At 61.9% G+C, this 10225-nt stretch carries 11 protein-coding genes, 1 rRNA gene and 1 pseudogene; 2 read left to right on the top strand and 11 right to left on the bottom strand.

From position 1 onward, the window contains the following. Together P7F68_RS19730 and P7F68_RS19725 are read right to left on the bottom strand one after the other, a co-directional pair. Positions 1–126, bottom strand: a pseudogene (locus P7F68_RS19730) (acetaldehyde dehydrogenase (acetylating)); the annotation flags it as partial. A gap of 123 nt (positions 127–249) precedes the next feature. Then, on the bottom strand, positions 250–687 hold the full coding sequence (locus P7F68_RS19725; RefSeq protein WP_002932116.1) for a GlcG/HbpS family heme-binding protein: 438 nt from the start codon (positions 685–687) through the stop codon (positions 250–252). Positions 688–847: 160 nt separating this feature from the next. Between P7F68_RS19725 and P7F68_RS19720 the strand changes: the two genes are divergently transcribed. Beyond that, positions 848–1564, top strand: a complete 717-nt coding sequence (locus P7F68_RS19720; protein ID WP_002941012.1) for an FCD domain-containing protein — start codon at positions 848–850, stop codon at positions 1562–1564. 74 nt (positions 1565–1638) lie between these two features. Here the strand turns inward: P7F68_RS19720 and P7F68_RS19715 are convergent, their stop codons facing one another. The 8 genes from P7F68_RS19715 to P7F68_RS19680 form a co-directional block, all read right to left on the bottom strand. Beyond that, entirely contained in the window at positions 1639–2568 is a 930-nt protein-coding gene (locus P7F68_RS19715; protein WP_277835637.1) for a catechol 2,3-dioxygenase, read from the bottom strand. A gap of 133 nt (positions 2569–2701) precedes the next feature. Continuing rightward, entirely contained in the window at positions 2702–3757 is a 1056-nt protein-coding gene (locus P7F68_RS19710; RefSeq protein WP_002932124.1) for an NADH:ubiquinone reductase (Na(+)-transporting) subunit F, read from the bottom strand. A gap of 79 nt (positions 3758–3836) precedes the next feature. Then, positions 3837–4196, bottom strand: a complete 360-nt coding sequence (locus P7F68_RS19705; RefSeq protein WP_002932125.1) for a phenol hydroxylase subunit P4 — start codon at positions 4194–4196, stop codon at positions 3837–3839. A 62-nt stretch (positions 4197–4258) separates the two neighbouring features. After that, entirely contained in the window at positions 4259–5812 is a 1554-nt protein-coding gene (locus tag P7F68_RS19700) for an aromatic/alkene/methane monooxygenase hydroxylase/oxygenase subunit alpha (protein ID WP_002932126.1), read from the bottom strand. Between the two features lie 21 nt (positions 5813–5833). Next, positions 5834–6103 (bottom strand): MmoB/DmpM family protein, encoded by a 270-nt coding sequence (locus P7F68_RS19695; RefSeq protein WP_002932127.1) that lies wholly within the window; start codon positions 6101–6103, stop codon positions 5834–5836. Between the two features lie 13 nt (positions 6104–6116). Beyond that, positions 6117–7112: an aromatic/alkene monooxygenase hydroxylase subunit beta gene (locus P7F68_RS19690; RefSeq protein ID WP_277835635.1), complete on the bottom strand. Its 996-nt coding sequence runs from the start codon at positions 7110–7112 to the stop codon at positions 6117–6119. A 30-nt stretch (positions 7113–7142) separates the two neighbouring features. Then, positions 7143–7406: a phenol hydroxylase subunit gene (locus tag P7F68_RS19685; RefSeq protein WP_002932129.1), complete on the bottom strand. Its 264-nt coding sequence runs from the start codon at positions 7404–7406 to the stop codon at positions 7143–7145. A 277-nt stretch (positions 7407–7683) separates the two neighbouring features. Then, positions 7684–8019: a 2Fe-2S iron-sulfur cluster-binding protein gene (locus P7F68_RS19680; RefSeq protein WP_002941022.1), complete on the bottom strand. Its 336-nt coding sequence runs from the start codon at positions 8017–8019 to the stop codon at positions 7684–7686. Between the two features lie 255 nt (positions 8020–8274). Between P7F68_RS19680 and P7F68_RS19675 the strand changes: the two genes are divergently transcribed. Continuing rightward, positions 8275–9945 carry a sigma-54-dependent Fis family transcriptional regulator gene (locus P7F68_RS19675; protein ID WP_002941023.1) on the top strand — a complete coding sequence of 557 codons (1671 nt, stop codon included), beginning with the start codon at positions 8275–8277 and terminating at the stop codon, positions 9943–9945. Between the two features lie 181 nt (positions 9946–10126). On the opposite strand, the gene rrf is transcribed toward P7F68_RS19675, so the two are convergent. Beyond that, a 5S ribosomal RNA gene (gene rrf, locus P7F68_RS20005) occupies positions 10127–10225 on the bottom strand; the annotation flags it as partial.

The following is a 10225-nucleotide window of genomic DNA, read 5'->3' as shown; positions in this document are numbered from 1 at the left end:
GCCTTCCGAGCTGGCGTCGATGCCCACCATCCACACCGGCTCGAGCACCGGACTGCGCTTGAGTTTGTACAGCAGGTCGGTACCGATGTTGCCCGGACCGATCAGGGCGCATTTGATCTTGTTCATGACGTCTTCCTGTTTCTTGAATCTCGAGAGAATGCAGACCGTGCGGCGGTCAGGGGAGAGGGAGAGGCACGGCGGACCGCCGCACGACTGCAAACCTTGGACTGGAGGGGAGCCAGCCACTCACTACAGCGGAACATCGTCAGCGCCAATGGCGATCAGCCCTGCCCGCGCACAGACACTGTCCTGCTCCTCCGACGCCCCGGATACGCCGATACCGCCGACGAGCTGCCCATCGACACGGACAGGCAGGCCGCCGCCAAACACCACCAGGCCGGGGCGCGCCGAGAAGCCGAACTTCATGCCCTCGTTGTCACCGACAATCTTCATCCAGTCTGCAGTGGGGAAACCGAAGCCTGCAGCGGTGTGCGCCTTGTCGATGGCGATCCCGATCGACTGCGGAAAGGCGCCCGGCATGCGCAGGAATGCGACCAGGTTTCCTGCCGAGTCGGCGACGCCGACGTTGATGCGGACGCCAAGCTCGACAGCGCACTCAACCGCCGCGCGTACGGCTACATGAGCTGACTCCCAGCTGATCGTGGCTTGCTGAACTGCAATCTTCATCCTCGGTGCTCCTGGCAATGGCGGGTCACTGTGACGGCTTGACGAAGGTAATCGAGCATTTTATCGACGTCAAGCGCTTTTCTCGAGATTTGATTAAGCCTGCGAACAAGACGTCAGTGGGCTAGAATCCAGCTACATCGGACCATTACCTTCAGCCATCATGAGCGAAGCCGCCCTGTTGTCGAATGCCGCTGCCGAACCCAAAACCCTGGTCGAGGGCGCCTACCAGCGTCTGCGGCGCGACATCATCGAAGGCGTCCATGCACCCGGCGAAAAACTCCGCGTCGAGCACCTCAAGGACCAGTACGACGTCGGCGCAGGAACCCTGCGCGAGGCCTTGCTGCTGCTGGTGACCGATGCGCTCGTGGTGACACAGGGCCAGCGCGGATTCCGCGTCGCGCCCATCTCCATCGCCGACTTCGAAGACATTACCCGCACCCGCGTGCTGCTCGAGACCGAGGCCCTGCGCCAGTCGATCACGCTCGGTGGCGACGACTGGGAAGCCAGCGTCGTCGCCGCATTCCACCGCCTGTCGCGCGCAGAAGAGAAGTTGGCCGACCACGACCCGGGCACCACCGAAGAGTGGGAGAAGCGCAACCGCGCCTTCCACGAGGCATTGATCTCGGCCTCGCCCTCGCGCTGGATCCGCCATTTCCAGAACATCCTCTATCAACAGTCCGAGCGCTATCGCAGGATCAGCCTGTTCCGCCAACCCATCGAGCGCGACATCCACGCCGAGCATCAGGCCCTGTTCGATGCAACGCTTGCGCGCGATACGACGCGCGCAACCTCCATCCTGACCGAGCACATCCTGCGCACGCTCGATGCAGTCAAGCGCATGCCGACGGATTTCTTCACCGGCAAGAAGAAGCTCTGAGCCCGCCGTGCTGACCGCCCCCGCGACGCATGCCGCGCCGCGGGGCCAGAGCCTGCGGGAAGCAGGCGAAGCGCTCAGGACACGACCGTCAGGAAGCGTTCATTGAGCTTGCGGTCGTGGTAGAAGATCCCCGTGCCGACCTCGTCCCACGTCCACCGGACGGGCTTCCAGTCGGGATAGCACTGGTAGCCGCCGCAGAAGGTCTCGAAGCGGTTGCCGGACGGATCGAAGGCATAGATCGTGGTCCCGCGGGTGATGCCGTGACGCGTCGGACCAATGTCGATCGATACCTTGTTCATCGACATGATGTCGGCCGCACGCAGCACCTTTTCCCAGCTTTCGAGCAGGAACGAGACGTGGTGCAACTTGCCCGGCTCGGGGTGACGCACGAAAGCGATGTCGTGTGCCTTGGTCGAACACGACAGCCAGATCGCCAGGTCGGTCTTGCCGTCTTCCATGATCACGTGCTCGACGAGATAGAAGCCGAGCACCTTGCAGAAGATGTCCTGCACCTTCTCGATGTCCGGACCGTAGAGCAGGCAGTGATCGAGCCGGATTGGCGCGATGCCACGCTCGGCCTCATCGGTCCAGGGCGGCGGATTGGTGTAGGTGTCATCGGTGCCGTAGTCGCTCTTCTCCCAGAAGAGCTCGATCTGGTGCCCGGACGGCACTTCGAAGCGCACGCGCTCACCCGTCTCGAGCAGTTCGCCCGCAGGAATGCGCTCGGTCTTCAGGCCGTAGGCCTGCAGGTCACGGTCGAGCTTGTCCAGCGTGGCCTGGTCGGCGACCTTGAAGCCGAAGAAATCGATGCCGGCCGTGTCGGCCTCACGCAGGATCACGCTGTTGTGGTCACGCTCGTCCCAGGCCTTGAAGTACACCCGGCCTTGGCTGTCACGGCCCGTCTCGATCAGGCCGAGCACCTTGCCGTAGTGGTTGATGCCTTCTTCAAGGTCCAGAACGCGGATCTGAGCGTGGCCCGGACGCAGAACGCCAGTCATTGCCATAGGTATGTCCCTCCTTCGTGATTGTTCGCCCCGGCCGACGGCCGGCGGCGCCTTGCATTGCCTCGATGTTGCGCGCAGCGGTTGAGGCCCTTTCCCCTGCGCAATCGGATGCCGGCCACGCCGGCGCCTTGCACTAGATGCGCTTGAACAGCGGGCTGCGAACCTGCTGGACGTCGGCCGCGGAGAAGAACTTCTCCATGAAGATGTCACGCTCGAACAGCCGTCCCTGCATGAGTGCGGTGATGCAGGCGTCGATCATCAGCGGCGGGCCGCACAGGTAGGCCTTGTGGCCACGGAAGTCATTGTTGAAGTGCGTCGCCGCGGCCTCATGGACATAGCCGCGCAAACCGTTCCACGCCGAGTCGGCCGGCTCGTCGGACAAGGCCGGGACGTAGGTGAAGTTCGGGTACTTCGCGGCGAGCGCGAGGAACTCGTCGTGGTAATAAAGCTCGCTGCGGTTGCGCTGCCCATACACCAGCGTCATCGGCCGCGTATCACCCGCTTCGAGCAGATCGAGGATCATCGAGCGTGGGCTGGACAGCCCCGAGCCGCCGGCCATGAACAGCAGCGCCTCGGGCGCCGACTTGCGCACGAAGAAGCGACCGTAGGGACCGGACAGGCGCACGCGCTCGCCGACCTTGAGCTGCTCGTGGATCCAGGTGGTGCCGCGGCCACCCGGGACGACGCGGATGTTGAGCTCGACCTCGCGTCCGCTCGAAGGCGGGTTCGCCAGCGAGAAGGCACGGCTGTACTCGCCGCCTTCGAGGAAGAAGTTGATGTACTGGCCAGCCTGGAAATGCATCGGCTCGTCAGTCTCGATGAAGACCGCCTTGATCGTCGGCGTGAGCGTTTCAATGCGGGTCACGGTACCGGGGAAGTCGCGCACCGGGATCGACTCCGCGTCTGCCTCCTCCTCGATCTCGGCCTCGATCGTCACGTCGGACTCGAGACGCGCACAACAGGCCAGGGTCTTGCCCTCGTCACGCTCGAAATCCATCAGCGCGAAGCTCGACGCCTCGCCGTGGTCGACCTCGCCGTCGATCACCTGCACCTTGCAGGTCGCGCACAGGCCGTGGCAACAGGCATGGGGCAGCCAGATGCCGGCGCGCAGTGCGGCGTCGAGGATGGTCTGCCCCTCCTCCACTTCGATCGTCTGGCCGATTGGTTCAATGGTCAGTTCGTAGCTCATGATCCGTTTCCGTTCCTTTCCGTTCTCCACCGGATGCCGATGGCGGCCCGCCAGAACGGGCTGCCATCCCTGCTCGGCGTCAGCTGCACGACCCCTTGATGCCAGCAAGTCCAGGCGTGCGGAAGCGGATCACGTCCTTGTGCTTGAGCCCGTTGTCGGCGAGCGATTTGTCGAAGTCGAGCACGACCGGCTTACCCGACTTCAGCCACTCCACCGTGCTCCAGTCGATCCGGGCGAAGTCCGGGTGGTAGCCGAAGGCGGCCTGCATCGGGCCGGCGACGACGTCGCCGAAGCGCATCGTCGGCGGGAACGGGAAGCAGAACGGGGCACAGAACAGCAGGTGGTCCTCCCAGCCGATGTAGAGCAACTGGGCACCGTGGAACTTGTCCTGGGTGTCGGCGGGGGCGAATTCGTATTTCGAAACAGCGGCAACAGCCATGTCTTGTCTCCTAGCTAAGTCCTTGTTGCGCCGAGCACCTTCGTACCCGGCGCGGTGGACGATCAAGCGTTCTTCGTCGCTTGGCCACGCCATTCGGCGAAATTCTTCTTGTCCTCGGAAATGTCGAAGTCGAGGTTGTCACGACCGAATTCGAGGTTGTAGTACTTCAGCACGGCCGCCAGCGGATCGAAGCCCTCGACGGTGGGATCGGTACCCTCGGGGAAGCAGTTGCCCTGATAGATCTGGTGAACCGGTAGCCAGGACTGGACGTACTTCTCGGGCTCGTGCTCGAAGATCTCCTTGCAGTGGTCGGAACAGAAGTGGTACTTGTCGCCCTTGTAATCGACCTCGCGATAGCAGATCTTGGTCGGGTCGCCCGGCTCGGTGAACAGCATCGGAATCTGGCAGGTCTGGCACAGCATCGGCAGCGTCTTGTTGTAGAAGCGATTGCCCTTGGCGGCCTGCTCGCGCCAGAACTCGTAGCGCGGGCGGTAATGCTTGTCGAAGCTCTCCGGGTACTTGCTCGACAGCCAGGCCATCTCGTCCTCATCCGGCATCCAGGTGTGGAAGTTGGCAGCGGCGGCGTAGTTGTAGAAAGTGCTCCAGGCCTGGTGCGAAAGGTGATCCTTCTCGAGCGCGATCTGTTCGGCACACTTGGGCATGGTGATGCCGTAGCGCGCGAGGTCCTTGAACAGCGCCCCGCCGTTCTCCTCGAAGTAAACCTCCCAGGCTTCCTTCCAGCTCATCGTGCGCTTGGGCAGCATGTAGTCCATCATCATCGCCACCAGGGTCAGCACGCGGTAGCCGCGCCAGGTCCATTTGTCGATCCAGCGCTGCACGATCGGCACGTTGGCGGGGTCCTGCTCGAGGATGAACTTGATCACCTCCAGGCCCAGCGTCATGTGGCGCGCTTCGTCGGACTGCGCCGAGAAGCCGAAGGTCATCGTGCCCATGTCGCCGTTGTAGGCCGCGCCCGAGACGAAGGGCACGAACAGCAGGTTGGTCAGCACGTACTCGAACGAGAAGCCGATCGAGACCATGAACTCGAACGGGCCGGCGGTGATGGCGTCGTCGAAGAAGGACTTCGGCACCGACAGGAACCACACGCGGTCGTGCATGTGGTGGAAGTCGTGCATGCCGTTGTAGTACTTGTTGTAGTTCGAGATCGAGTGCACCTGGGTCTGGGCATGGCGGATCTCGTCGAGCGACTGCATCAGGCAGGCGACGCGCGGCCCGGGGCCGGGGAAGGCGCGGCCGGCATGCGCAAAGCCACGGTGCGCAACATACTCGAGCGGGCTGATGCCGCTGATGAACAGCTTGACCGTGTTGACGTAGCGCGCATCGGTGACGTTGAGGTGGCCGTTGTTCTGGTTGAAGGCGTCGATGATCGCGTACAGCTTGCGCTCCTTCTCGGCCTGGTACTTCCAGTAGGCGTCCATGGTGAGGCGGAACGGGTCCTCCCACTTGTCCCAGTCGTGGATCTTGATCCCCTCGTACTGCATGTAAGGGTAGATGTCCTCCATCTTCTGGTAAGACGGCGTCCAGTCCAGGCCGCGCGTCATCACCGCGTAGCGTTCCTTCAGGCCCAGTTTCTTCTTGGCAACTTGCATGTCCATGTGCGGAGTCTCCTATGTCCCTCAGGCCTTCCAGAAAAGGCGGATTTCATCGTCGGTCTGATCGAGGTTGCCCGACATCGTGATCATGTTGACCTGCAGCGACTGCAGGTCGTAGTCGTTCCCGGTGATCTCCTCGATCGTCTCGCGGCGAACGATGAGTTCGCGCTCGGCGTTGATCTTCACCATCGCGGGCTGCTCATCGACGACAGCGCCGGGGTTGTCCTGCAGGATCGCCTCGATGATCGGGCGGGTTTCCTCGTTGGTCTGCAAAGCAAGGAATACGGTCGACATTCGGTAGCTCTCCTCAGAGGGTGACGCCGGCCTTGGCCATGCGCGCATTGAACTGCTGGACCACCTCGGCCAGGGCCTCGTCGGCGCGATCACCCAATGCAATGCGGCCAACGGGCAGCAGCGCGGCAGCAGCACGGTCGCGCCAGTGCGTCAGCCAGCCGGCCATGACAACCTTGTTTTCCGCCGACTCGCTGGCCGCGATCTTCACTGTGGCATCGACCCACTTACGGGTTTCGGCAAACCAGTCGGTCATGAACTGAGTGAGCATCGCCACCGGCGTGCCGCCCTGCGACGAGAGCACATCGTCGATGATGGTTTCGTACACCAGCGCGTACAGGAGGCCGTCGAGCGCAGCGTTCTGGGCGACGAACAACTCCACCGGATCCTTGATGACGAAGGTGTCCTCGACGTAACGGCGCAGCCCCTGCCAGGCGTCGTCCTCCACCCAGGCCCGCTTCGCCTCCTCGAGCGACTCGACATCGCCCAGCAGCAAGCCGACACGGGTGATGTACTGCGCGATGCCGAGCTGATCCATCGCGTGATAGATGTGTGGCTGCGAGAAGCCGGTACCGTAGCTGTAGGCACAGACGCTGGCATTGTTCATGTTCGAACCCCAGGCGACATGGCGCAGCGGCAGCAGCACCTTGAGCACGGTCTCTCGCACCGATTCAGGCAGCGTCGCAGCCAGACCACGGTTCTCCACGAAGTCGAAGTTCGCCTCCGCGGTATCCTGCTGCTTGGCGCGTGCCATGGTGTAGGCGCCGTAGTAGAACTGGCGTGGATCCTTGAACGCATACCAGTCCGCCATCTTGATCGCGGTACGCGAGGCATCGTAGATGTCGTGCTCAGGATCCCAGGTCGGCCGGTAATGGAAGTTGGCCGTTTGCTGCATGTCGAGCGTGCCTTCCTGATAACGCGACGCCGGTTTGTCGCCCCCAATGCGGCGTGCGATGTTGTCGAAGGTGTGCCGCAAAGGCTTGATTGACACCGTGCGCAAATCGATCTGCATGAACTCTCCTCCTTATGATTCGTAAGCGATTCAACGGAATCGCTGGTGGGTTGCCTGGTGCAGGCTCCAGTTCCAGTCGGCGTTCTCGGCCGCGTCCGAGGCCTCGCGAGGACCGAGATGGATGACCTCGTTGGCTTCGCAGAACGCCTTGAACGCCTCGGCTGGAAGCAACATCTCGGCGAACAGATCCGGCTCTCCGATCGCAAACTCGAACTCGATGAAACCGTCGGGTCTCCGCTCGATGAGGCGCACGTACTTTCTACTGACGTCGATCACAGGCGCTTGCTTGTCCATTTGGCGAGGTCCCTCCCGTTCGAACTGGTGAATGCTGGGGTGCTTCTGCAGGGAGCTAAACAAATTCCGTGCCAATCTCACAACTCCGAGCATTTACGCGCACTAAGCCATGTTCTCGAGATTTACAGCGGAGACGGAGGAAGATTCCTGTTGATGAAATGCTCAAACAGAAAACTCGCTTGATCATTTGATCAATTCCATTTATTGCCATGCACCATGAAAAAAGGGCTGGTACGCCAACGCGTACCAGCCCTTTCGCAACCCGAGCAGGCCCGGACTACGCCTGCCTTGGCCCATCCACCGCGGGCCTCTTCAACGCCTTCAACATCTTGCCCTCCACCTTGAGCTCGAGGTCGCTGTCAGGGAACAGCTTGCACGCAAGAACAATCCCGACCGCCTCTTCCGCCTCACTTACGCAGGCCCTGCTCATCTTGCGCGTGTGGTAACGGCCGGCGGTCACCCGCACCTTGCAGACGCCGCAGCCACCACCGCGACAGCCCACCGGAATGCCCTTGCGCCCCAAGACTTCCATCGCCCGCAACACGTTATCGTCCGCGCCACAGCGCACGAACTCACCGCTGTCCTCGATCAATACCGAAAACTTCTCTACCACTTTGCTCCTCCTCCTCGCCATTCTTGTCGTACAGGTGTGAGCAGAACGTGCACCGCACCTTCTCACCACAACCCCACTCAAGAAATATACCACCCAATTCCTTTTTCTCGAGATTTTGCTTACTATTCGAACAACGCTGGAGTTCTCCTGTACCCGTGTGTCAGGTAAGCTCCCGAATGACGTGTCGCGTACCGCTACGCGAACACCAAGGGCTCGCCGGAGAGTGGGCATTGAGGCAGGACGAGGAGGAGAGGCTTGAGTTCCATCCATTACCCGGAGAGCACCGACCTACGCGGCCTGCTCAAGTTTGCCCCGGAAGAAGGACTGATCTGGCTGGGCGAGCACCGTATGCTGCTGCTGCATGCCGGCGCACTCTCGGAGTTACGCAAGGAGCTCATCGCGTCGGTCGGACAGGAGCAGGCACGGCGCATCCTCACCCGCATGGGCTTCGCATCGGGTATGCGCGATGCGGAGCTATCTCGCCGCACGCGCGGCTCGGCCGACCCCGCCGAGGCCTTCGTAATGGGGCCTCAGCTCCACATGCTGGAAGGCTGTGCCCGGGTTGAACCCGTTCGTCTCGAGATCAATCAGCCGGGCTGTACCTTCTACGGCGAATTCATCTGGCACCACTCGTGGGAAGCAGAAGCACATGTCCAGGCTTTCGGCGAGGTCGAGAACCCGGTGTGCTGGATGATGATCGGGTACGCCTCAGGCTATACGAGCGCGTTCATGGGCCGTTTCATTCTGTTCCGCGAAGTCGAATGTGCCGCCACAGGAGTCGAGCACTGCCGCATCGTTGGCAAACCGGTTGAGGAATGGCCGGATGCCGACCAGCTGCGCCCCTATTTCGAGGCCGACTCCATCGTTGGGCGCCTGCTTGAACTGCGTGAGGAAATCGAAGCCATGCGCAGGACCATCGCCTGTCCGCGCAAGACCCCCGATCTGATCGGCAACTCGGCCGGCTTCCTTCACGCCTATGACCTCGTCGCGCGCGCTGCGGTCACCAACGTTTCCGTACTGTTGCTCGGCGAAACAGGCGTAGGCAAGGAGCGCTTCGCACGCACGCTGCACGAGCTCAGTCCCCGCAAGGATGCCGCCTTCGTCGCGGTTAACTGCGCAGCGCTCCCGGACGAGCTGATCGAGTCCGAGCTTTTCGGGGTTGAACGAGGAGCGTTCACAGGCGCCCACGCTTCACGAGCCGGCAAGTTCGAACGCGCTGACGGTGGCACCCTCTTTCTGGACGAAGTCGGAGAACTCCCCCTCTCCGCCCAGGCAAAGCTGCTGAGAGTACTCCAGGAGGGTGAAATCGAACGCCTCGGCGATGAACGCACTCGGAAGGTGAATGTTCGTCTGGTAGCAGCTACGAACGTCGACCTGCTGCGTGCGGTGAATGCGGGCACTTTCCGTCGGGACCTGTTCTACCGCCTCAACGTCTACCCAGTCACGATCCCACCACTACGCGAGCGGGTGGGAGACATCCCCACGCTTGTCGAAGCAATGATGCGACGCTTCGAGACACTGCACGGCAAACGCCTGTCAGGCATCAGCGACAAAGCAATGCACGCCCTGAAGAACCACAGCTGGCCCGGTAACGTGCGCGAACTGGAAAACGTGATCGAGCGCGGCGTGATCCTCGCACCGCTCAATGGCCTTGTCGAAGTGGAGCACCTTTTCATCGGCGCAGCACCGGAATCCGGCTTACAGCAACAGCTGAACGCGAGCGGAAGTCTTGACACCATGCAGCAGACAAACAGCATCGACCTGCCCGACGCCGTACTCGACAGCGGCATCGAGCTCGATGCATTCGAGCAAGCCCTCCTCAATCGAGCGGTAGAACGCGCTGGCGGCAATCTATCGGCAGCGGCCCGCCTGCTTGGCATGACGCGTCCTCAGCTGAACTACCGCCTGAAGAAGAGGTTGTGCTGAGGTTCGGGCTTTGGAGGCATCGCCGGGAGGCGTGGCGGTTGCGGGGGTGATCTGCCTGGTGTCGATGGAGGCTTTTGCGGCTGTTTTCGAGCGCGCTGTGGGTGGCGTTCATGTTTTTGGGGCGCGTTGACGCGCCAAAGCCCTGCTTTCTTTTGAGAGCAGGGCTTTGTTTTGTGGGTTAGTCTGACGATGACCTACTTTCACGAGGGCGGACCTCACTATCATCGGCGCATGTGCGTTTCACGGTCCTGTTCGGGAAGGGAAGGGGTGGTTCCACACA

The sequence above is a fragment of the Thauera mechernichensis genome (genome assembly GCF_029588855.1).
In the GTDB taxonomy this organism is placed as follows: domain Bacteria; phylum Pseudomonadota; class Gammaproteobacteria; order Burkholderiales; family Rhodocyclaceae; genus Thauera; species Thauera mechernichensis.
Note: the sequence above shows the minus strand (reverse complement) of the source record. Positions and strands in the feature narration are given on the sequence as shown.